This is a genomic window from Acinetobacter sp. CY17, from assembly GCF_059515825.1.
On the sequence record NZ_JCAKMX010000002.1, the window covers coordinates 222,361 to 245,271 of the forward strand.

General features: G+C 42.7%; 23 protein-coding genes. 14 read left to right on the forward strand and 9 right to left on the reverse strand.

Annotated elements, in window-relative coordinates; genetic code table 11:
• Positions 1–38 precede the first annotated feature (38 nt).
• Positions 39–257, forward strand: coding sequence for a hypothetical protein (locus tag AC5YCI_RS02540; protein ID WP_496128495.1), 219 nt, complete (start codon positions 39–41; stop codon positions 255–257).
• On the opposite strand, the gene bioB is transcribed toward AC5YCI_RS02540, so the two are convergent.
• Both bioB and queG read right to left on the reverse strand, forming a co-directional pair.
• Entirely contained in the window at positions 254–1,243 is a 990-nt protein-coding gene (gene bioB, locus AC5YCI_RS02545; protein WP_496128496.1) for a biotin synthase BioB, read from the reverse strand. The two genes, AC5YCI_RS02540 and bioB, sit on opposite strands and share 4 nt — an antisense overlap.
• Before the next feature lie 284 nt (positions 1,244–1,527).
• Positions 1,528–2,619 carry a tRNA epoxyqueuosine(34) reductase QueG gene (queG, locus tag AC5YCI_RS02550; RefSeq protein WP_496128497.1) on the reverse strand — a complete coding sequence of 364 codons (1,092 nt, stop codon included), beginning with the start codon at positions 2,617–2,619 and terminating at the stop codon, positions 1,528–1,530.
• A 22-nt stretch (positions 2,620–2,641) separates the two neighbouring features.
• Between queG and AC5YCI_RS02555 the strand changes: the two genes are divergently transcribed.
• Both AC5YCI_RS02555 and AC5YCI_RS02560 read left to right on the forward strand, forming a co-directional pair.
• Positions 2,642–4,099 carry an NAD(P)H-hydrate dehydratase gene (locus tag AC5YCI_RS02555; protein WP_496128498.1) on the forward strand — a complete coding sequence of 486 codons (1,458 nt, stop codon included), beginning with the start codon at positions 2,642–2,644 and terminating at the stop codon, positions 4,097–4,099.
• A gap of 3 nt (positions 4,100–4,102) precedes the next feature.
• Positions 4,103–4,375, forward strand: coding sequence for an acylphosphatase (locus AC5YCI_RS02560; RefSeq protein WP_496128499.1), 273 nt, complete (start codon positions 4,103–4,105; stop codon positions 4,373–4,375).
• Here AC5YCI_RS02560 and ruvC read toward each other — a convergent pair.
• Complete coding sequence (gene ruvC / locus AC5YCI_RS02565) at positions 4,372–4,917, reverse strand: crossover junction endodeoxyribonuclease RuvC (RefSeq protein ID WP_122898603.1); 546 nt, start codon at positions 4,915–4,917, stop codon at positions 4,372–4,374. The genes AC5YCI_RS02560 and ruvC overlap by 4 nt on opposite strands.
• 218 nt (positions 4,918–5,135) lie before the next feature.
• On the opposite strand from ruvC, the gene AC5YCI_RS02570 reads away from it, so the two are divergent.
• Positions 5,136–5,705 (forward strand): FxsA family protein, encoded by a 570-nt coding sequence (locus tag AC5YCI_RS02570; protein ID WP_496128500.1) that lies wholly within the window; start codon positions 5,136–5,138, stop codon positions 5,703–5,705.
• A gap of 97 nt (positions 5,706–5,802) precedes the next feature.
• Entirely contained in the window at positions 5,803–6,435 is a 633-nt protein-coding gene (locus tag AC5YCI_RS02575) for a LysE family transporter (RefSeq protein WP_496128501.1), read from the forward strand.
• On the opposite strand, the gene AC5YCI_RS02580 is transcribed toward AC5YCI_RS02575, so the two are convergent.
• Complete coding sequence (locus AC5YCI_RS02580; RefSeq protein WP_496128502.1) at positions 6,427–6,609, reverse strand: hypothetical protein; 183 nt, start codon at positions 6,607–6,609, stop codon at positions 6,427–6,429. The two genes, AC5YCI_RS02575 and AC5YCI_RS02580, sit on opposite strands and share 9 nt — an antisense overlap.
• A 108-nt stretch (positions 6,610–6,717) precedes the next feature.
• Here AC5YCI_RS02580 and AC5YCI_RS02585 point away from each other — a divergent pair, with 108 nt between their 5' ends.
• Positions 6,718–6,975 carry a hypothetical protein gene (locus tag AC5YCI_RS02585; RefSeq protein WP_496128503.1) on the forward strand — a complete coding sequence of 86 codons (258 nt, stop codon included), beginning with the start codon at positions 6,718–6,720 and terminating at the stop codon, positions 6,973–6,975.
• Positions 6,976–7,011: 36 nt separating this feature from the next.
• On the opposite strand, the gene metK is transcribed toward AC5YCI_RS02585, so the two are convergent.
• Complete coding sequence (gene metK, locus AC5YCI_RS02590) at positions 7,012–8,178, reverse strand: methionine adenosyltransferase (RefSeq protein WP_496128504.1); 1,167 nt, start codon at positions 8,176–8,178, stop codon at positions 7,012–7,014.
• Between the two features lie 659 nt (positions 8,179–8,837).
• On the opposite strand from metK, the gene tkt reads away from it, so the two are divergent.
• Both tkt and AC5YCI_RS02600 read left to right on the forward strand, forming a co-directional pair.
• A complete protein-coding gene (gene tkt / locus AC5YCI_RS02595; RefSeq protein WP_496128505.1) occupies positions 8,838–10,826 on the forward strand; it encodes a transketolase in 1,989 nt (662 codons plus the stop codon).
• Between the two features lie 325 nt (positions 10,827–11,151).
• Positions 11,152–11,367 (forward strand): hypothetical protein, encoded by a 216-nt coding sequence (locus tag AC5YCI_RS02600; RefSeq protein ID WP_496128506.1) that lies wholly within the window; start codon positions 11,152–11,154, stop codon positions 11,365–11,367.
• Positions 11,368–11,404: 37 nt separating this feature from the next.
• Here AC5YCI_RS02600 and AC5YCI_RS02605 read toward each other — a convergent pair whose 3' ends face one another.
• The gene (locus tag AC5YCI_RS02605) at positions 11,405–11,929 is read right to left on the reverse strand and encodes a nuclear transport factor 2 family protein (RefSeq protein WP_496128507.1); all 525 of its coding nucleotides are present in this window, start codon (positions 11,927–11,929) and stop codon (positions 11,405–11,407) included.
• A gap of 297 nt (positions 11,930–12,226) precedes the next feature.
• On the opposite strand from AC5YCI_RS02605, the gene AC5YCI_RS02610 reads away from it, so the two are divergent.
• Positions 12,227–12,811 carry a YceI family protein gene (locus AC5YCI_RS02610; protein ID WP_496128508.1) on the forward strand — a complete coding sequence of 195 codons (585 nt, stop codon included), beginning with the start codon at positions 12,227–12,229 and terminating at the stop codon, positions 12,809–12,811.
• Positions 12,812–12,925: 114 nt separating this feature from the next.
• Positions 12,926–14,857, forward strand: coding sequence for a gamma-glutamyltransferase family protein (locus AC5YCI_RS02615; protein WP_496128509.1), 1,932 nt, complete (start codon positions 12,926–12,928; stop codon positions 14,855–14,857).
• 3 nt (positions 14,858–14,860) lie between these two features.
• Here the strand turns inward: AC5YCI_RS02615 and AC5YCI_RS02620 are convergent, their stop codons facing one another.
• Positions 14,861–15,574 (reverse strand): glutamine amidotransferase, encoded by a 714-nt coding sequence (locus tag AC5YCI_RS02620; protein WP_496128510.1) that lies wholly within the window; start codon positions 15,572–15,574, stop codon positions 14,861–14,863.
• Between the two features lie 282 nt (positions 15,575–15,856).
• On the opposite strand from AC5YCI_RS02620, the gene AC5YCI_RS02625 reads away from it, so the two are divergent.
• The 3 genes from AC5YCI_RS02625 (at position 15,857) to AC5YCI_RS02635 (ending at position 18,072) form a co-directional block, all read left to right on the forward strand.
• The gene (locus AC5YCI_RS02625) at positions 15,857–17,155 is read left to right on the forward strand and encodes an ABC1 kinase family protein (protein ID WP_496128511.1); all 1,299 of its coding nucleotides are present in this window, start codon (positions 15,857–15,859) and stop codon (positions 17,153–17,155) included.
• A 133-nt stretch (positions 17,156–17,288) separates the two neighbouring features.
• The gene (folB, locus tag AC5YCI_RS02630; RefSeq protein ID WP_496128512.1) at positions 17,289–17,669 is read left to right on the forward strand and encodes a dihydroneopterin aldolase; all 381 of its coding nucleotides are present in this window, start codon (positions 17,289–17,291) and stop codon (positions 17,667–17,669) included.
• Complete coding sequence (locus AC5YCI_RS02635; RefSeq protein WP_496128513.1) at positions 17,626–18,072, forward strand: 2-amino-4-hydroxy-6-hydroxymethyldihydropteridine diphosphokinase; 447 nt, start codon at positions 17,626–17,628, stop codon at positions 18,070–18,072. Before folB ends, AC5YCI_RS02635 begins: the two co-directional genes overlap by 44 nt.
• 34 nt (positions 18,073–18,106) lie before the next feature.
• Here the strand turns inward: AC5YCI_RS02635 and coq7 are convergent, their stop codons facing one another.
• Entirely contained in the window at positions 18,107–18,742 is a 636-nt protein-coding gene (gene coq7, locus AC5YCI_RS02640) for a 2-polyprenyl-3-methyl-6-methoxy-1,4-benzoquinone monooxygenase (protein WP_496128514.1), read from the reverse strand.
• 3 nt (positions 18,743–18,745) lie between these two features.
• Positions 18,746–20,065 (reverse strand): MFS transporter, encoded by a 1,320-nt coding sequence (locus AC5YCI_RS02645; protein ID WP_496128515.1) that lies wholly within the window; start codon positions 20,063–20,065, stop codon positions 18,746–18,748.
• A 176-nt stretch (positions 20,066–20,241) separates the two neighbouring features.
• Between AC5YCI_RS02645 and AC5YCI_RS02650 the strand changes: the two genes are divergently transcribed.
• Positions 20,242–22,902, forward strand: a complete 2,661-nt coding sequence (locus AC5YCI_RS02650) for an autotransporter assembly complex protein TamA (RefSeq protein WP_496175159.1) — start codon at positions 20,242–20,244, stop codon at positions 22,900–22,902.
• Positions 22,903–22,911 lie beyond the last annotated feature (9 nt).

Here is a 22,911-nt window from a genome sequence, read left to right on the forward strand (position 1 = left end):
AGCCTATACTTGGGTATAGACTGATGGGGTAAATAGTCATGAAAGATTTTAAAGCCTTAACCTATATAGTAGATGATAACTTAGCTGATACCTTAACTTGGCTGAGTCATCATCAAGACTGTTTTGAGCGTTTTAGCTATGACTGTATTACGCAAGAATTATGCGTCGAACATGCCAATGGTATGGACATGATCCGTCAAGGCGATTATTTAAATGCCAATTATGGCATTTTAATTACTGCGCATAATTTTGCTTAAATCGCCATGGCATCAATACTTAATGCTTGCACAGAAGGTTTCGCTACTTCTTGTTGTAAACCTAATTTTTTAAACAGGGTTTGGTCTTGTGAGGTGCCTTGATTGGGGGTGGTGAGTAATTTATCGCCTGAGAAAATCGAATTGGCACCTGCCATAAAGGCCAAGGCCTGTTCTGACTCAGTTAAACTTTCCCGTCCTGCCGATAAGCGAATATAACTCTTTGGCATAATCAAACGTGCCACGGCAATGGTTCGAATCCATTCTAAAATATCGAGTTTTTCGGTATCGCCCAAAGGTGTACCTTGAATCGGTACCAATAAATTAATCGGCACTGATTCTGGATGCAGCGGTAAGGTGGCAAGTTCATGCAGTAAACCAATGCGATCTTGCACATCTTCACCTAAGCCCACAATCCCACCACTACATACTTTCATACCTGCATCGCGTACATGCTGTAGCGTATCTAAACGTTGATCAAAACTGCGTGTGCTAATCATTTTGGGATAATATTCACGTGAGGTATCTAAATTATGATTGTAATAATCCAAACCTGCATGGGCTAAACGCGTTGCTTGTGAGCTATTTAGCATCCCTAAAGTCATACAGGTTTCTAAACCTAAGGCTTTAACCCCTTGGACCAATTCTAAAACATAAGGCATATCGCGTTCGTGCGGATTACGCCACGCTGCTCCCATACAAAAACGTGTAGCACCTGATGCCTTGGCGGCTTTGGCATGTTCAAGCGCCGTGCTTACCGCCATTTTCTTTTCTGCAATAAGCTGCGTGTCATAGTGGGCGGATTGGGCACAATATTTACAATCTTCAGGACACTTACCTGTTTTGATGGAGAGCAAGGTACTGACCTGAATTGAATTGGCTTTAAAATATTGGCGATGTAAGCTTTGTGCCTGTAAAAGTAAATCTAAGAATGGTTGTTGATAAAGTGCTTCAATCTCTTGTCGTGTCCAGTCGTAACGTAAGCTCATTTTTATTCCTTTGGCATGATTTTTTTTAGCATAGCGGATAAAAAAAGCCTGCAAAGGCAAAAAATGCCAAATTTTTCGCGTATTTCGCTTGCAATTTTTAATGATAAATATGTGTAATTTACTTGCAAAGTTAACATGTTTTACGAAGTTTTCATTACAAAGTTGATTTTTGAGAAACATTAAAAAACTTTAAAAAGTTACTATATTAAAAATTTTGTCGCGAACGTGGGTTGATGTTGCTGCTTGGCAAAATGCATCAGTATAGAGCACGTTCGCTACTAAATTTAAACTTGTTTAAGCTGTTGCTGCGCTAAGGCCCAATCAATATGTACTTGCACAATCTCATCATGCTGTTCACGTTTGCTGCTTAATTGAGCCATGATCTCTGAGCTAAAAGGGGCATTGCCTAAGCCAATCGCTACATTACGCATAAAGCTTTGATAACCAGTACGACGTAAGGGGCTGCCTTCGGTATGGTTTAAAAAGGTTGCTTCATCCCATTGCCAAAAGTCTAATAAAGTTAACTGATCGAAGCCGTGACGAGGATGAAAGTCCTCAATAGGCGTGATTTTAGCAAAGCTATTCCAAGGGCAAATGAGTTGACAGTCATCGCAGCCAAAAATTCGATTGCCAATCGGGCGGCGTAGATTTTCCGGAATAATGCCTTGATATTCGATGGTGAGATAAGCGATACATTTGCCGGCATCCAACATATAAGGTTCAACAATCGCTTGAGTGGGACAGATATCAATACAGGCGCTGCAAGAACCGCAATGTTTGCTGGTTGGCTGGTCAAACGGTAAATCTAGAGAGGTAAAAAGCTCACCTAAGACAAAAAAAGAGCCGGATTTTTTATGAATCAGTAGAGTGTGTTTGCCTGTCCAGCCCATACCTGCATTTTCAGCCAAAGATTTTTCAAAAATCGGTGCAGAATCGGCAAAAGGGCGTGACTCAAATTCTCCGACACGCGCTTTAATGCGTTGCGACAGAGTTTTTAAACGACCGCGCATAATTTTATGATAGTCGCGGCCACGGGCATAACGGGCAATAATACCTTGATTGGGCGCATCAGGTACATGGCGTGGCTTGGGTGTTTCGACCAAATAGTCCATACGTACGCAAATAATACTTTTAGTACCAGGTACCAGTAAGGCAGGGTTGGCACGTTTTTGTAAATTTTCGCCTAAAAAATGCATATCGGCGTGATAACCGCGTTTTAAATATTCTTCTAAGCGTGGTAATTCGGCTTGAGCATCGGGCTTGGCAATGACACAATCAGCAAAACCAAGCGCCAGTGCTTCTGCTTTAATCCATGCTTTAAGCGCCACAGGATCGTCGTTTTGAGTGGGAATAACAGGAGAAGATGCAACAGCCATAAGGATAAAATAAGGAAAAACAATGCAGCAAGTTTATCATAGCCACGATCTTCAAGCATGGGAGCAACGTTGGTTTGCGCAAGGAAATTCATCTTATGGCTTAATGCAACAAGTGGCATGGTCAATTGCCCAACAATTACAAACTTTATTCATTGATAAAAGCTTACAGAATGTCGCCGTGTGTTGTGGTCAAGGCAATAATGCGGGTGATGGTTATTTAATTGCAAAGTATCTGCAAAATTTAGGTTTTCAGGTGCAAATTTATGCGAGTCCTTTAGGTGATGCAACTGATTTGCAGCGTGCTTATACAGAAGCAAAACAAGCCAATATTAAAATCCTGCAAGGTTTTGATTTTATAAAATCTTATGATGTTTATGTTGATGCTTTATTTGGGATTGGGCTCAATCGTGACTTAAATTTAGAGTGGCAAAGGATTGTCCAACATATCAATACCCAAGATGGCTTAAAAGTTGCCATTGATCTTCCAAGTGGTTTAAACGCCAATACAGGGCAACCTTTACCGTGTGCGATTGTGGCCGATTATACCTTTAGCATATTGGGTTTAAAGGCAGGTGTGTTTACTGGTCAAGGTAAAGCGTTTGCAGGTGTCGTGCATACGGTCGCCTTGTTGCCACCTGACTCGAAATTAAAGGCTTTAGCACAGTTGTCGCCATTACAGATTACTTTGCCTCAAAGGCAAGCCTTTGGGCATAAAGGCTGTTATGGGCATGTGTTGGTGGTGGGTGGGCATGCGGATATGGGCGGTGCGGTCATGCTGGCAGCGGAAGCAGCCTTTAGTGCAGGCGCGGGTAAAGTGACTGTTGTTTGTGATGCTAAACACCACACGGCAATTTTAGCGCGTAGCCCCAATATCATGCTACGTGATATCAATACGCTGAACACAGCCGATATTCAAAATCTTGTTGGCCAAATCGATGCGGTTTGTTTTGGCATGGGGCTTGGGCGTGATGCATGGGCAACAGAAAAATTTCAGCACTGGTTTGACCTCATCAATCAAGATGATTTAACTTTAATTTTAGATGCTGATGGGTTATGGTTTTTAGCACAACACGGCCAAACAGTCAGCCATAATACTTATTTAACCCCGCATCCAGGGGAAGCAGCCAAATTATTAAACTGTCGTGTTGTCGATGTAGAAGCAGACCGCATTGCGGCAATTTATGCCTTACAACAAAAATATGGCGGTGAGTGGGTGCTTAAAGGTGCTGGTAGCTTAATTTTAGAACAACAATTATGGATCTGTAGTGCAGGCAATCCAGGTATGGGCACAGGTGGTATGGGTGATGTGTTGGCGGGGATGATTGCCAGTTTAAAGGCGCAGTTTGGGCTACAAATTGAATTGCATCAAATTGTCACTTTACATGCCAAAGCGGGTGATCTCTTGGCAGTAAAAGGTGAGCGTGGTCTACAAGCCCAACAGATGAGTCAGGCCATTTATCGTATAATTAATGGAGAATAAGCAATGCAACAAGGATTTTATTTAACTGTAAGTGGTCAAGTGCAGGGCGTGGGGTATCGACGCTGGTTTGCCGCGCAGGCCCAAGCCAAAGGTTTACAGGGCTATGTCAAAAACTTAGCAACAGGTGAAGTTGAGGCGGTGATTATTGGTGAACAGGCGGCTGTACAAGAGATGTTAGATCAGAGTTTAGTGGGACCGACTCGCGCTCAAGTCACTTATTTACATTATCAAAGCCATGATCAAACAGACTATCACGGTTTTAATATTTTGCGTTAACGACGCCGGCTACTCGAACGACTACGTCCACGCGCCATTCCACCTAAGGCATTGAGCACGGCCATTTTGCTCATACTGCCTGAGGCATGTGCGTGACAAATTGCCGCAGCGAGTGCATCGGCAGCATCTTGTTGTGGTTTAATCTCAAGTTTTAAAATTCGCATCACCATCATTTGCACTTGTTCTTTATCGGCGGCACCATAACCCACCACCGATTGTTTGATTTGGCGTGCAGTATATTCGGCTACAGATAAATCTAAGTTGGTCAGCGCAGCAATGGCAGCACCACGTGCTTGACCGAGCTTTAAAGCAGAATCAGGGTTTTGTGCCATAAACACTTGTTCGACAGCCGCTTCTGTAGGGCCATGAAAGCGAACAATACGATCGACGCCTGCAAAAATGCGTTTTAAACGCTCTGGCATTTCTGCCGTTTCAGTACGAATCGTGCCTGCATCCACAAAGCTTAATTGTTGTCCTTCTTTTTTAATAATGCCATAGCCGGTTAAACGTGAACCCGGGTCAATCCCAATAATTAAGCTCATTGCCTTTAATCTGTTAGTGCTTTGGGGGCATTATAGGCAAAATTTACTTTTAAAATACACGTCTATGCTTAACTAGCCAAAAAACGTTCAACTGAGTTTGCAAAAAATAAATCGTCAATTGTGCTTGTAAACGCTAAAATCTCCCCCATAGAGATTAAAAGCAGGGCAATTTATGTGTCTTGCAACCAACATATTGTATTGAGATTAGATTAATTTTCATGAAATTAGCGCTTATTGTTTTAGCTGGCCTTATTCTCGAAGTCTTCGTATGGATTGGCGTGGGTGACCTCGTCGGTAGTATGTGGTACGTTTTCTTCTGGTTTGTTGCCGCATTCTTTATTGGGATTAACATGGTGCGTAAATACGCAGCAGGTGTGATGCCACAAATGCAACAAATGCAAATGGGTATGGCCATGGGCATGGCGGATCCAGCTTTAGGCGCAAACTTACCTAAAATTGCTGCAGGCTTTTTTTTACTTATTCCGGGTTTAATTACCGATGTATTGGCGGTATTAATTTTAATTCCTGCGGTACAAAACGCTTTTAAAGCAGCAGCCATGAAAGCTGTGATGAAGCGTCAGCAAACAATGATGGAAAAAATGATGGGTGGTATGGGCGCAGATCTGGGCGGTGCGGCGGGTCAAAATCCATTTGCGGATTTAATGCGTCAAATGCAAGACATGCAAGGTCAGGCAGGTTCACGTGATTCAACCATTATTGATGGTGAAGCACGAGAAGTGACCCCTGAAGCGAAACGTCTTGACCTAAAAGATGTCAATAAAAAATAAGCTTAAGCTTTAAAAGACCAAAACCGAGCCTAGAGGCTCGGTTTTTTTAGGTCTATATGCGTATAATTTTGGCATTGATTCTTTGTATAGATCTGCTATGTCCTTATTACTTACGATTAGTATGTTGCACTTTGTTGCTCAGCTGAGTCCTGGTCCTGATGTGTTACTCATTGCAAAAAGCTCAGCCTCAACGACACGTGGTAATACCTTAAAAATTATTGCGGGTATTTCACTGGGTATTGTCGTATGGGTGGTACTGACTTTGGCTGGCTTTACGGTGCTTATGCAGCAATGGCCATGGATTCAGCAAGCTTTAATGTTATTGGGAGGCTTTTTCTTAGCGAAAATGGGCTATGCCATGTTAAAAGGGGGCTTAAAAAGTCTTAATCAACACGCCAGTTTAGAAGAGGGTAGAGCTGAGCCACAGCCCAAAAACTATTTCTTACTTGGTTTACTGACCAATTTATCCAATCCTAAAACTTTAATTTATTTTAGTAGCGTATTTTCTTTGGCGCTCTCATCATCAGCCAATCACAGTATTAAAACCCAATTGGCCATTTTAATTCCGCTGCAAACCTTTTTAACCTTTGTCTTATTTATGCTGATTCTATCACTGCCCAAAATTAAGGCTTTGTATCAGCGTTCGGGCAGTTATATTGACATGATTTCTGGGGCATTGTTTTTGGTGTTTGCGCTATGGTTATGGTGGGACGCACTACAACTATTTTAGTGCGTCTTGATGGCTTGATTTTACAGCAACTGGCGTAGGTTCTGCTGCTGTTTGGCTACGTTGTTCGTTGTAACGATTAGGATTTAAGGTTGTGACGGTGTTTTCAGAACCTTGATAACGCTGACTGCGATTGGCACGTTCGCGTAAACCGCCTTTTTTAATCAGTTGAACCATAAAAGCTCCTTACAAAAATAAAAGCAAAAAATGCTACAAAGTGTCACAAAAATCGTCTATTAAGCATGGCACAATGCGAGGAAAGGTCAGTTAAATAGGAGGATACCTATGCTGCGTTATCAATATCATTGTGCATGTTGCGATCAGGCGGTGACAGCCGAGGCACATACTTGTCCAAACTGTGGCTCACATCAAATCAAAAGCCCATTTGGATTTTGGATGTTTTGTATTTTAACCTGTTTAGCGCTTGCGATTGCACTGAAGTTGGTACATGTTTATTTACAGCATGACCAGCCTGTGCTGCCAGAACAGAAAAGTTTGTTTGAAGTTTTGACCTTTGAGCATAATAAAACTCCACATTCATAAAAAAAGCCCGCAATTGCGGGCTTTTTAATGGAGAAATTACAGACCCGCAGCAGCGCGTAACGCTTCAGCTTTGTCAGTTTTTTCCCATGTGAATGCACTATCAGAACCTTCGCGGCCAAAGTGACCATAAGATGCTGTTTGTTGATACATCGGTTGAATTAAATCTAGCATACGGGTGATACCGTATGGACGTAAGTCAAAGTGTTCACGTACCAAAGCAATAATCAAATCTTCAGATACTTTAGCGGTATTGAAGGTATTGATTGAAATTGAAGTTGGTTCAGCCACACCAATGGCATAAGACACTTGAATTTCGCATTTGTCAGCTAAGCCTGCAGCAACAATATTTTTTGCCACATAACGACCCGCATATGCCGCAGAACGGTCAACTTTTGATGGATCTTTACCAGAGAATGCACCACCACCGTGACGTGCCATGCCACCGTAAGTATCTACAATGATTTTACGACCAGTTAAACCACAGTCACCGACAGGGCCGCCAATCACGAACATACCTGTTGGGTTAATATGGAATTTAGTACCCGCATGGAACATCTCTGCAGGAATCACTTTCTTCACGATTTCTTCAATGACCGCTTCTTTAAGTTGCGCTTGGCTAATAGAAGGATCATGTTGAGTTGATAATACCACTGCATCTAAACGTACAGGCTTGCCATTTTCGTAAGCAAAAGTGACCTGACTTTTCGCATCTGGACGTAACCAAGATAATTTACCTTGTTTGCGTAATTCAGCTTGTTTTTCCATTAAGCGATGCGCATAAGAAATAGGCGCAGGCATTAACACATCTGTTTCACGGCTGGCATAACCAAACATTAAGCCTTGGTCACCGGCACCTTGATCTTCAGGTTTTTGACGATCTACACCTTGTGCGATTTCTGGTGATTGTTTACCAATCATGTTAATCACAGCACAAGTTGAACCATCAAAACCAAGATCAGAATGATGGTAACCAATACCGTTTACCGTGTTACGTACGATGGCTTCAAAGTCGACGTTGGCAGTGGTTGTGATTTCACCGGCAAGTACAACGGCACCCGTTTTTACCAGTGTTTCACAAGCAACACGTGCGTATGGATCTTCTTTTAAGATGGCATCCAAAATGGCATCACTGATTTGGTCAGCCATTTTATCTGGATGGCCTTCGCTTACAGATTCCGAGGTAAATACAGCGTACTCGCGCATAGTCCTATCACAGTTAAATTAAAAGACGCGATATGTTACATCGACTTAGACTTTTGGACTAGTTCTAGAATGTGAAAATGCCTGAATTTATTTCAATTTCACCCGCTTTTATCTGATATCTTCATTTAAAAAACTGATAAGTGGGACTAAAAGTTAAAGTTTTTCGCTAAATTGCCCCGAACCAAGAATTTGGCTCAACTATAGCATTTTACTCAAAAAATAATCATAAGATGTAATTTGTTGCGATGTTTGGAAGAAAAGTTTAGCAAAATTAAACAGATGATTTGAATGTCAAATCCTATGTTTTGATTTTTAGGCTTAGCATTTTTTTCATTTTAGTGATGAGGGGTAGCAGCAGATGCTTTGTATTTCACCTTCTGGTATTCAACATGAATAAAATTCAGCATAGTGGGGTTTTTGGAGTGAAAAATAATCAATAAAAGTCGGCTTTGTTCAGTTGAGGTTTAAGCTTTAGGTTAAAAATTGTCAGTTACGCCTTGGAAAACGGCAATTTGCAACCATAATGACTTTTAATCAGTGTAATAAATCTTGAAAACTCGAGGCTAAGGCTTTACCCCTTGGCATTTTTTTAAGACAATATACCGCAGTTTTGAATTTTGATTCATGTTCTTTTTAACAGATAATTTGGACTCTGACCTATGACGACCCCACTGAATGAACGTCGTATTGCCAACGCAATTCGTGTATTAGCAATGGATGCTGTGCAAAAAGCAAACTCAGGCCATCCAGGTGCGCCAATGGGGATGGCAGATATCGCTGACGTGGTTTGGCGTGAATTTTTAAGCCACAACCCAAGCAACCCAAATTGGGCGAACCGCGACCGTTTTGTATTGTCAAATGGTCATGGTTCTATGCTGCAATACGCATTACTTCATTTAACGGGCTACGATCTTTCTATTGAAGATTTAAAAGCATTCCGTCAATTGCATTCTAAGACCCCAGGTCACCCAGAATTGGGCTATGCACCGGGGATTGAAACAACCACAGGTCCACTTGGTCAAGGTATTGCCAACGCTGTTGGTTTTGCTTTAGCTGAAAAAACCTTAGCAGCGCAGTTCAACAAAGAAGATATTAGCGTTGTTGATCACTTTACTTACTGCTTCCTAGGCGATGGTTGCTTAATGGAAGGTGTTTCGCATGAAGCATGTTCATTGGCAGGTACTTTAGGTCTGGGTAAATTAATTGCTTACTACGATGACAACGGCATTTCAATTGATGGTGAAGTGGAAGGCTGGTTCTCTGACGATACAGAGCAACGCTTCCAAGCTTACGGTTGGCAAGTGCTTAAAGTTGACGGTCATGATAGCGACGCTTTACGTGCGGCAACTTTAGAAGCTAAAGCTGAAACTAAAAAACCAACCATCATTATCTGTAAAACGATTATTGGTCTAGGTTCACCAAACAAACAAGGTAAAGAAGATTGCCACGGTGCACCGCTTGGTAATGACGAAATCGTGTTAACACGTGAAGCGTTAGGTTGGACTGAAGGTCCATTCGAAATTCCTGCTGATGTGTATGCAGCATGGGATGCTAAAGAAAAAGGCGCGTCTGCTGAAGCAGCTTGGAATGACGTATTTGCGCAATACGAAGCGAAATACCCAACTGAAGCAGCTGATCTTAAACGTCGTTTGTCTGGCGAATTACCAAGCGATTTCGTGGCAAAAGCAGATGCATATATCGCTGAAGTGAATGCAAAAGCGGAAACCATTGCTACACGTAAAGCAAGCCAAAATGCGATTCAAGCATTTGCACCAATGCTGTCTGAAATCTTAGGTGGTTCTGCTGACTTAGCAGGTTCTAACCTTACACTTTGGAAAGGTGCGCAAGGCGTTCAAGACAATGCTGCAGGTAACTACGTACATTATGGCGTACGTGAATTTGGTATGACTGCAATTGCCAACGGTGTAGCACTTCATGGTGGTTTTATTCCTTACGTTGCAACGTTCCTTATGTTCATGGAATATGCACGTAATGCAGTACGTATGTCTGCATTGATGAAACAACGTGTAATCCATGTTTACACGCATGACTCAATCGGTCTTGGTGAAGATGGTCCGACACATCAACCAATCGAACAAATCGCATCTTTACGTGGTACACCAAACCTCAACACTTGGCGTCCATGTGACACGGTTGAAGCAGCGATTTCTTGGAAATCTGCTTTAACGCGTGCTGAGGGCCCAACAGCGTTGATCTTCTCTCGTCAAAACTTAGCCTTCCAAACCCGTACAGAAGCACAAATTGCAGATGTGGCGAAAGGTGGTTATGTATTGGCTGAAGAAAAAGGTGAACTCAAAGCCATCATTATTGCAACAGGTTCAGAAGTGGCATTGGCAATGGAAGCATATGCACAGCTTGAAGGTGTACGTGTGGTGTCTATGCCATGTGCTGAAGAATTCGTGAAGCAAGATGCGGCTTACCGTGAAGCGGTGCTTCCATCTCATATTCGTGCGCGTGTTGCTGTAGAAGCGGCTCACGTAGATTACTGGTGGAAATTTGTCGGTCTAGATGGTCGTGTGATTGGTATGACGACTTACGGCGAATCTGCACCAGCTAAAGATTTGTTCCAACACTTTGGTATTACTACTGAAGCGGTTGTTGCAGCGGTCAAAGAAATCACGGCTTAATCAGCTCAGTGTTAAAAAACGCCTCAGATGAGGCGTTTTTTTATGTCAGCTGAAAACTAAAGCTGAGCGCTTTTTATGCTGAAATAAAGGGTATAAAATTGATCGCGTAAGCACGATTTTGCTCTAAAAAAGAAGCCTTCATGCTTGCCTTAGCAGGCTTTAAGTGATTTTTTTGATAGTTAAATGAGCGAAGCAATTCCTTATTTTGTCTGTAATCATATAGATGTAAAATTGCAGTGGCAGTTTTTCTAGATCCGTTTATAGTATTGCCAGTTTCATGAAGTATTCATTGAACAGGGTGTATAGACACCGAAGTGAGGAAAATATGAGCTTGTATGAACAAATTAATGATGAAATTGTTCTCATGGATGCCGGTGAGCAGAAGTGGATTGGTCAAGATTTAGCGCTTGAGGCGATGGTAGCAGTTGAACTGTTGTTGCAAGAGTTGGAAAGTGATCAGGTGATTAAAATTCGTCGTAAAAACCGTGAAAAACACACGGGTTTAAAGCAGATCGACCGAATCTTGGTAGAAAAGTTATAAAAAAAGCCCTCAATTGAGGGCTTTTTTTTATTGGTCATTAAATTGTATGGGCAGACACTTTAAAATTTTTGCTGGAATCTGCGTGTTGTTGGATCTCCCATTCACCTGATACTCGAAAAGAGGCCGCAGAGGCATAAGTATCTTCCATAAACTGGAAATAGGTGATGAGGCCATCTTGAACTGTCGCTTTAATTGAAAAAGGCGAGCTAAAGGTGATGTTGGCGTGTACTGAAGTATAGGTAAATTGACCAAATACGGCGACCGTTTCACCTTCAGATAAAATATCTGTAATTTGAAAATCATCAATATGCCAGTAGGTACCGACATTGGAAAAAGTCGATACATATACTGCACGGCCTGTTGATGTGCCAGTCCATGGTTCGATTTGTTTCAACTCTGGGTTATTAAAATTCAATGAGCTGTAAATGGCATCTTGGGCCACCAGCTGTGCTGCAGCATTTGTGACTAAATCTGGGCTAGTGTTGTATAAAAAGGCCAGCACGACATCTTTAGCTGCTTTGGTTTGCAGTGCTTTTTCTATGGCTTGTTGTGGTGTGCTCATGTTGATTCCTGTTGGATAAACAATCACCAATAGATTAACGCGTTTGCACAAGAAGAAAAGAGCTGATTTTGGGCTTTAAAATCCCAAATATAAGACAAAGCTTAGCTTAATGTTTGTGTATCGTGGCTTGGTGTTTTCAAAAGCACATAGAAGCTGTTTTGCACACGGCTAAAGACAATGAAAAATAAAGTAATTACAAAATTACCGTTCTATGTGTGCAACAAACTGTTCTATCTTTAGTGATGTAAAAATTACGCATTGCTTTACATTATAAATCATTCAAATGAGGGATAAATTATGCAATTTAAAACATTGGCATTGGGCTTAGTCGTTGCATCTTTAGGCAGTGTGGCGCTTGCTAAACCAGTCACTTACACTATTGACCCAACGCATACTGCAACTGTATTCCAATGGGATCATTTTGGTTTTTCAACACCATCAGGTAACTTTAGTAATATTCAAGGTCAGATTGTGGTGGATAATAATAAGCCAGCCAATTCCTCGGTGAATGTACGTATTCCGTTATCAAGCATCAATACCAACGTCAAAGCATTGGATGAGCATTTACAAGGCGCTGATTTTTTTGATGCTGCTAAATATCCACACATCACGTTTAAAAGTACAAAAGTTCAAGCACTAAGTAAAAATAAGTACAAAATCACCGGTGATTTAACCATTAAAAATGTCACCAAGCCGGTGGTATTGGACGCTGTACTGAACAAGCAAGGTGAACATGGTATGTTAAAAGTACCTGCGATTGGTTTTAATGCCACTACTTCATTTAAGCGTTCAGATTTTGGTGTAGGCGCATATGTGCCGAATGTCGGCGATAAAATTACTGTAAATATCACCACAGAAGCCACTGTTCCCGCTCAGAAATAAACAGTTTAGAGTTTAAAAATCAGCACCTTCGGGTGCTTTTTTTATGCCTTTTGTTTTATGATCAAAATGTAATACCAATAAAAGCAAACCGATCATAAGAATAATGGAGCATCTATGCCAAAAAAAAGCCACTTAGCGCTGTGCTGTAGTGCAGTGCTATTGTTAAGCGCGTGTAATGACGATGATCAGCCGCGCAGTACCTTAAAAGTTGATCCCAACCCCTTAAGTTGTCAGAGTAAAAATGCAGATGGACAAAATGTCATTGTGGGTTCAGATGTGGTGGGTGACCCAGCAGCGCCTGAAGCGGCTTCAGGCTATCGGGCGGGTTTAACAGCCAAAACAGCAGATACATATATGGTGGTGGCCAATACACCTCTGGCGACCAAGGCAGGATGTGAGATTTTACGTGCTGGTGGCTCCGCCGTAGACGCAGCCATTGCGGTACAAGCAGTCTTAGGCTTGGTTGAGCCGCAATCGAGTACCATCGCAGGTAGTACCTTTATGCTGTATTTTGATGCCAACACTCAAATGGTCAGTGCTTATGATGGCCGTGAAACAGCACCAGCCTTAGCCACACCTTATTATTTAAGCCGCCAAGATCAAACCGATGCCAATTCGCCTGCTCCTGTACCGAGTGCAAGACGCAGTGGTCGTTCGATTGGTGTACCTGGCACCATGCGGATGTTTGAATTGGCGCATCAAGAACATGGCAAATTGCCGTGGAAAAACTTATATATTGAGGCCATTGATTTAGCAGAAGACGGCTTTAAAATTCCGGGACGTTTGGCGGCTGCAATTCAAAGCAATGCCCATAATTTGGCTTTAGATGGCAATGCCATGCGGACTTTTTTCCATCCAGATGGCAGCCCACGCGCTGTGGGAGAGCGCATGACCAATCCCGAATATGCTCAGACTCTTGAAGCTATTGCCGCGCAAGGGGCTAATGCACTGCATCAAGGACCCATCGCGGCACGTTTGGTGGCTAAAGCCCAGCAAAGCGTAGGTGATGATGCTGCACAAACTCCAATCACTCCAAGTTTAATGAGCCTGAATGATTTAGCCGATTATAAAGCCATGAAGCGTGAAGCGGTGTGTAGTGATTATCGTGGTTATACCGTCTGTGGTATGCCGCCACCTTCATCAGGTGGTATTGCGGTGGCGCAAACCTTAGGGATTTTAAGTCATTATAATTTAAGTCAATATCTACCTAGTGCCAGCAATGGCGATGGGGGAATTCCACATCCACAAGCGGTACACCTTATCAGTGAAGCTGAGCGTTTGGCATATGCTGACCGCGACCGCTACGTGGCAGACACTGACTTTATACCATTGCCTGCACAAGGCCTAGCCAGCTTATTAGATACCAATTATTTACGCAGCCGTAGTTTGCATATTGACTTAGATTATTCAATGGGCAGCGCTCCAGCAGGGGATTTTGGCCTGCAGCAAGGCGTGATGGCAACAGCTGAACATGGCACCACGCAATTTACCATTGTGGATGCTTACGGGAACGTCGCTTCAGTCACGTCTACGGTTGAAGGTAGTATGGGCTCTTATCATATGGTAGATGGCTTTTTACTCAGTAACCAACTCACTGATTTTGCCGCGCATCCAATTGATAATGCTGGCCAATGGATTGCCAATCGGGTAGAAGGCAATAAACGACCACGCAGTACCATGACCCCGATGCTGGTGTTTAAAGATAATCAGTTTTACTTAGCGACAGGTTCACCGGGGGGTGCCGCAATTATTCAATATGTAGTCAAAAGCTTGGTGGCGGATTTAGATTGGCAGCTCAATCCACAGCAAGCTGCTAACTTAGTTAACTTTGGTGCCAACAATTCGGCCACTACCAATATTGATGGTTCTAATACGCAATTGGATTTAACGGCGTTGGTCGCTGCACTACAAGCCAAAGGGCATCGCATCAATCAAGGTGCACAAACCAGCGGCATTGCGACCATTCGTCGTGAGGCCAATGGTCGCTATAGCGGTGGGGTTGATCCACGCCGTGAAGGTTTAGTGCTAGGCAATGGTGTGCTGTAAGATTTAATCCGTGCTTAATTGTTGTAAAAACTGTAATAGCACCTGCTGAGATGCGTTTTCAAGTTGCAGCGAAAATTTGTGGTTATCAGCCCGTAAAGACCCAATATTGATTTTGGCTTGGCGTAACTCACAGGTGTGCCCAATTAACCATTTTTCTAAACTATCACTGGCGACTTCAGCATGAAATTGTAGAGCTAAAATGTTTTGACCATAAGCAAAGGCTTGATGTGGATATACGTCAGAACTGGCTAAGAGTGTGGCACCTGCGGGTAAATCAAAGGTGTCACCATGCCAATGTAATACTTCGCTGTTGCTGAGTGCAGCAAGTGGATTATTGGCAACGGCTGCAAGAGTGAGTTTGGACCAACCAATTTCTTTTTGTGGCCCTGCATAGACTTTGGCACCTAAGGCATGTGCAATCAGCTGTGCGCCTAAACAAATGCCTAGAGTGGGTAAACCTGCAGCCAAACGTTGTGCTAAAAGCTCAATTTCTTGCTGTAAAAAAGGATAATCATCGCTATCATAAACCCCAATGGGTCCGCCTAAAATGATGGTTAAGCCTGTATGTTGTAGCGCACGGCTTAAATCTTCGACACCCGCTTCAACATAACGTACCCGTAAACCCAAGCTATAAAGGACATCTTCCCATGCGCCTAAATCTTCAAAGGCAAGATGTTGAATCACATATACAGTATCTGGAAAATCGGCAGCAAACATAAAGGGTCCTTGGCACAAAGCGAATTTATCACTATAAAATAAAAGTTTGTATGGCGTGAAGCTTTAGAAAAAAATTACTCATTATATTGGGTTAAATGTGAGCCTATGCCTCTCATTGTCTTTTAGACAGCCAGCTGATTTAGCTTTAAGTCGAACAAAACTTAAGTTCGGGTATTTAAAATGTAAATTTCAGCTTGGACTTTTGGCTTTGTCAGGCACAATAATACGTATATTGATTTAATTTTGTTAAACTCCAACTCTATTACCTTTGACGCTGACATTATGAAAAAAAAGATTGTGTTAGATGGTTTGCGATCTGTGGCACGTATGGGCGAAACGGCTGTGATTGCAGCCAAAGCCGGGATTAAATATGCCAAAGACCGACCAAGTAATGCCAAATTAATGCGGGAAACCTTTGAAGATTTAGGTTCCACCTATATTAAATTGGGACAGTTTATTGCCAGTACGCCGTCCTTATTTCCACGCGAATATGTCGAAGAATTTCAGGGCTGCTTAGACCAAACGCCAACCTTACCCTTTGATTATATTTTAGGGGTGCTTGAAGAGGAGTTTGCTGGGCGGCGTCTAGACGAAATTTTTGCCACAATTGACGAAATACCATTGGCTTCAGCGTCCATTGCCCAAGTGCATGCAGCACGTTTAGTCAGCGGCGAAGATGTGGTGATTAAAGTACAAAAACCGGGTGTAGATACCATTTTACATACCGACTTAAACGTCTTACATTTGGCGACTAAACTGCTGGAAAAAGCGGTGCCTAAAGTGAAATTCGCTTCACTGGCCGATATTGTCGAAGAAATCAAAGTACGTATGGTACGCGAAGTTGATTTTATTGAAGAAGCGCAAAACCTAGATGACTTTGTTAACTACTTAAATGTTACCCAAAATCAAAAGGCCACAGCACCCAAAGTCTATCATCAGTATTCTACCCGCCGTGTGCTAACCATGCAGCGTCTATACGGTGTACCGCTGACGGATTTTGAGGTGGTCAAAAGCGTGAGTGATGATCCATCGCAAGTGTTGATTACTGCCATGAATACTTGGTTTGGTAGTTTAATGCTGTGTAAGAGTTTCCATGCCGACCTGCATGCTGGCAATTTAATGCTGCTTGAAGATGGTCGCGTTGGCTTTATTGACTTTGGGATTGTCGGTCAGCTCAATCCTGAAGTATGGACTGCATCAATGGCCTTTATGGATGCTTTACAAAACACCGACTATCAACTGATGGCAGAAAATATGCTCAAAATGGGCATGACTGCACATCAAATTGATACCCAAGTTTTAGCCCAAGACTTAGAGCGCTTATTTGGTGGGGTGATGTTGACGGACCCACAGCAAGTCCTGAATAGCAACCCTGCTGACTTAAACGATATTATGTTGGATATGGTGGCAGTCGGTGAGCGTCATGGCATCCGTTTCCCGCGTGATTTTGCTCTCTTATTCAAGCAAATGTTGTATTTTGATCGTTTTATGCGTGTCTTGGCACCTTATACCGATATTTATGCCGATCAACGTTTGCAAATGGTACAAACGCTCGATCCCAATGTATTACTCAAACAATAAGCTGCAAAAACAAGGCCTCACATGAGGTCTTTTTTTAAGCTCACCTGTCAATAGCCTAAGTTTTATATTAGGGTCTGACTGGATTTCAAGCTAAACTAGGTGCTTTACTAGCTGACATCAAATAGGCAACATCATGGATGCAATTGTAATTGAAGGCTTAAAAGTCGAAACTGTTGTGGGCTGTTTTAACTGGGAACGTCAAATTCAGCAACCTTTAATGCTGGATTTAGAGATTGCCACCTGTTTAGCCCAAGCCGGTGAGTCAGATGACTTGGTGGATACCTTAAATTATGCCGAAATCTGTGACATTGCTACGCAAGTGATTGTAAATGCTGCACCAAAACTCATTGAACATGCTGCAAAATTGGTCATTGATGCGCTTTTTACTACCTATCCAAGCATTGAATCGATTAAAATCACGATTCGTAAGCCTGCCATTATCGCGCAAGCCCATTCAGTAGGGATTCGTCTTGAACGCCACCGACACGATATTCGCCCTCGCACTGGCGAGTAATCATCAACCTGAACAGCATTTTCGTCGTGTGTATCACCAGCTGCAGCAGCTTGGTTCACTTCATTGTTCAAGTATTTTTCTAATTCCATGTCGTGACGGGGTTGGTACTGATTATTGGAATGCGGCTTGTCTACTAACCAGTACTGTGGCTGTGACAGATTTGAACCAACAACTCAAAGCCATGGAGCTGGCTTCAGGTCGGGTACGTCCTTCGCATAAAATTAGTTTAGATATTGATTTAATTGCATGGGGTAATCATTTAGAGCAGATGCAATTTAATCCTAAAAAATTGCCGCTGGCTTTAGATGTAAAAATTCCGCTGCAACAGCTATGGTCACATCCTGCATTTTGGCATGCAGCGCATCCTTATCCGCAGGTGGCTTTTGATTTAAGCCAGCTCTAAGCATTAAAAAAGCCCGCTGTAGGCGGGCTTTTGCTTAAATATAATAACTGGTTTTGGTCATGAGTTTAGAAATCGCAGTCATGCTGATGCGCACCGGCAAAGGTAAAGCCACGCCACCGGCTTCAAGGGCTGTATCACGATGTTGTAATTCATCAATATTCATTTGCTGTAAAATTTTAAATGAACGTTGATCCTGACTTGGCAACTCACGAATATGCTGTTCTAGGTGCAAACTCACTTGGCGCTCGGTTTCTGCCACAAAACCTAAGCTATAACGGTCGCCAGCTAAACCTGCCAAGGCTCCCATACCAAAAGATAAACTATACCAGACAGGATTGAGTAAACTGGTATGACTATCGAGTTCTTTTAAGCGCTCTTCACACCATGCCAAATGATCTTGTTCTTCTGCTGCGGCCTGTTGCATCTCTAAACGTACACTTGGTAGTTTGGCAGTGAGTGCTTGACCATGATACAAGGCTTGGGCACAGACTTCACCACTATGATTCACCCGCATTAAACCTGCAACATGGCGTGCCTCAGTGACGGCTAGGGGTGCTTGGGTATCTTGTGCAGGATTACGACGCTGTGCAGAGGTGGCCCCAGGAACTAAGCTACGCAAGGCTTGGTCAAACGAATGAATAAGTTTGTCAACGCCGCTATAGTGACGCATAAATTAATCCTCCAAGGTGGGTGCTGTGTGGGTCAATAAGCGCTTTAAACGTTTAAGTAGGCACAGACTAAAAATCGCGCTTAAGATTGCGGTGATGCAAAACAAAATTTGCATATCAATTTTAAGGATACTCAAGATAATAATCGAAAAAACTGCCGAAGACACCATAAATACGGCATTTAAGATGTTATTTGCCGCCACCACACGGGCCCGATGTGAGCGCGGTGAATAGGCCTGCATCATGGCATAGAGCGGTACAATATAAAAACCACCACTGATCCCCAATAACGTCACACTGAGCATGACATGGTAATAGCTGGCGCCATGAGTAAATAAATCCATGACACCTAAACGTGCGCCTGTCACTTCAGGTACAGCAGTCAAGCTGGCGGCTAAATAAAAAGCAAACACGGTTAAACCAATCGCACCCAAAGGCACCATTTTAATATTCACTTCAGTGCCACCAATTTTTCGGCACAACAACGAACCTAGTCCAATCCCGACCGAGAAAAAAGTCAGCAGTAGGCTGACGACATTTTCCGAACCATGTAGATTCTCTTGAGTCAATTGTGGGATTTGGGTGAGATAGGTCGCGCCATAAAACCAATACCAAGAGTTACCCAATAAAATGGTAAAAATAAGCGGTAAACTTTTAGCATAGCGTAGGGTGTCTACACTGGTTCGAAAAAAGTTCCAATTGACTTGCAAATCAGGCGCAGAGATCTTTTGCTTTAAAATAAAACGACTACTTAAATAGCCTAAGCAGGCAATGATGATGACGGTGATACTAATCCAAACTAAGTTCCCAGCTGAGCTGGCAATCACCGCACCGCCTAAGATCATACCCACCAAAATGGCAATCGAGGTACCAGATTGAAACAGCGCATTGCCTGACATCAATTCATCTGACTTTAATACTTCTGGCAAAATGGCATATTTAATTGGCCCAAAGAAGCTTGAATGGGTACCCATTAAAAATAATGCCAACAGCAGTAGCCATAAATTGCCCAATAAAAAGCCGGCACTACCAAGTAGCATAATCACAATTTCAAGCAGCTTTAAATAACGGACCAACTGTGCCCGTTCGTATTTGTCGGCCATTTGGCCTGCGGTCGCAGAAAAAATAAAATACGGCAAAATAAATAGTAGGGCAGCCAAGTTATTTAAGGTGCTAATCGCTGCGCTTTGCTGTTGAATCAAACCATAGGTAATGACCAACAATAACGCCTGTTTATAGACATTATCATTTAAAGCCCCAAAGAACTGGGTTAGAAACATCGGCAGGAAACGCCGATCACGAAGTAAAGAAGGACGGTTTGACATAGATCAGGGTGAAATCCTGTGTATTCAGTGAAGAAATGTGAGCGTGATGTTTATCTAAAAGCAAAATCATGTATGATATTTTTTTCTTGATTTAATGAAAAATCCATAACATGCGTTGTGTGTGCCAGCGTATAGGCTGATTTTTCCATGATAAATAATTAAACTTTGAGTTGTATATGCGTGCCAGAATTCAATTTAAGAAGTCAGTCCTTAGCCTTAGTCTGTCTGCATTATCATCGCGCTCACTTTTTTGTGGCATGCTGATGCTACCTTATAGCACGTACGCTGATGTAGCTACCTTAAGCAATGCTACGTCACAACTCAAGTCCGAAAACGTAGATCTAATTGCCTTACCCCAAGTTCATGTCCCTGATGTTGAGCACGCGATTCCATCCAATCCAACCCAAACTCATCTTCCAAATGCATTAAGTTTTGAAGATTTAGAGGCGCTGCCGATTGAGCCGATTGACCCGAATTTAGTGGGTGAGATTTACCAAGTGGCTGAACAAGCCAAACAAGAGGCACTTGCGTATCGCGCTGGAGAAAGCCAAGAATTTATTATCACAGAGGCAACCCAACAAGAAATTGCAGAAATTAATCAAGCACCAGTCAATGTAGATCGCTTAATGCAAAGCATTCAAGCTGATCGTGATATTGTCGTGCAAGCCAATGCGACGGGCGCGCATATTGGCGACGTGAGTGCATTAGAGAGTTTAGAACCTGAAGATATGCAGCAACCCGGTTTCTTTAAGCGTTTGTTGTATAAAGTACGTCCGCCACGTGAATTTGCCACAGCAAAAGTGCCGCGTATTAGTGCTGATGTAAAGATTATCGCACAGCAGCCTCCACAAGGCTTAACCTCACAAGCCTATAGCCAAGCTTTAGAAAACCTAGAAACCAATATCGAAGCTAAACTGTCGAGTTTTACCCAAGAATCCTTTGCTGATTTTGCCTCAGCTTTGCCGCAGTTACGTACGCTTGCCAACCAAGCTGCGCAAGCGGTGGGTTTTTATCAAGCCGATTTTCGTTTTGATCGTATTGATAACAGTAAGGTTAGAGTGCAAGTTACGCCCAATGCGCCTGTGTTAGTCAATAGTCAAAATATCGAATTTAGTGGTGCAGGTGCGCAGCAATCACAATTTAGGGTAATCGGTGTATTACCCGATTTGGAAGAAGGTGACATCTTTCATCATGGCAAATATGAAAATACCAAAGAACGCATCACGACTGCTGCCAGCAATAATGGTTATTTCGATGCCTATTGGCGGTTACATGATGTGAAAGTCGCACAGCCACAAGATACCGCTGATATTCACTTACGTTATGAAACTGGTGAGCGTTATCAACTGGCCAAACCTGTATTTCAGATGAGTGATCCAAGTAAAGAGTTTCCTCTAGATCTTGATGTATTAGAGAGTATGGTACTGTGGCAAGATGGCGATGATTATGTCTTCTGGCGTATCAATAACTTGGCAACCAACTTAACCAACTCACGTTATTTTAACTACACCTTAGTCGACGCGATTATTCCTGATCCGCTAGAACAACAGTTGGAACTAGCGCCTGACTTACAAGCTTTGGTTGATGCAGAAAATCTTGCTGTAGCGCCGCTCAATCCTGACCTTCCAAAACAGCTGGCTTCTACTGAAGAGGTGACGCAAAGTGTGGTTGATGAAAATCAATTTGCCGGAACTAGCGCGGGTGTAGATCAAGCGAATTTAGCTCGCTTACGCAGCCAGCAACAAACTCAACAAGTTGAAAAAGAGCGTTTACGTGAACAAGCACGTGCAGAGCAAAAAATCCCAGTATTGGTGACGTTAAATGCCGATCAACTCAACACCATTGAAGCTGGTGTCGGTTATGGTACCGATACCGGGGCGCGTTTTCGTGGTCAATATCGCCGTGCCATTGTCAATAAACGTGGGCATGCCTTTGATGCCAACTTAGAATTGTCAGAAATCCGTCAATCTATTGATGGTCGTTATAGTATTCCGTATCACCATCCATTAAATGACTATATTAGCTTGGTGGGCGGCTATGAGCGTGAAGAGCGCAATGATGTTGCAACCCAAGGTAGTTTAATCATTGAATCGGCGGTACTCGGTGCCGATCGTATTATTAAAAATCCACGCGGCAGTTGGCAACATACCTTTGGGACACGTTATCGTTTAGATCGTTTAACCGAAAAAGGCATTGTAGGCGAAGATACTAGCAAAGATACATGGGCACAATTTTTATCACGTCCTGAACAAGAGTCGTTGCTGTTTGGGTATGAAGCGTCTAAAACTATATCTGATCGCCGTGTCAATCCGAGCAAAGGCTTCAAACAAACCTATAAAGCAGAAGTGGGCAGTGAAAGCTTACTCACCGACACCGATATTGCCATTTTAAATGCCACATGGCATGGCTTGTATTCATGGGGTAATAACGACAACCATCAATTTGTTGGGCGTGCCCAAGCCGGTTATATTTTTGTCGATGAATTTAAGGACATCCCCTATAACCTGCGTTATTTTACCGGTGGTGACCAAAGTATTCGTGGTTTTGACTATAAGAGTTTATCGCCCGTAGAGGGTGGATATAAGGTGGGTGGTCAGGCCTTGGGGATTGGTTCAATCGAATATAATTATCAGTTTAAAGACGGTTGGCGTGCGGCTGTATTTAGTGATTTTGGTAATGCCTACGACAAAGACTTTAGCAACGACACAGAATACGGCGTGGGCGTAGGGGTACGTTGGGCCTCGCCAATTGGTCCAATTCGTATTGATGTCGCTTCGGGGATTTCAGATGATGGGCACCCAATTCGAATCCATTTCTTTATTGGCTCTGCATTATAACGGCTTAGG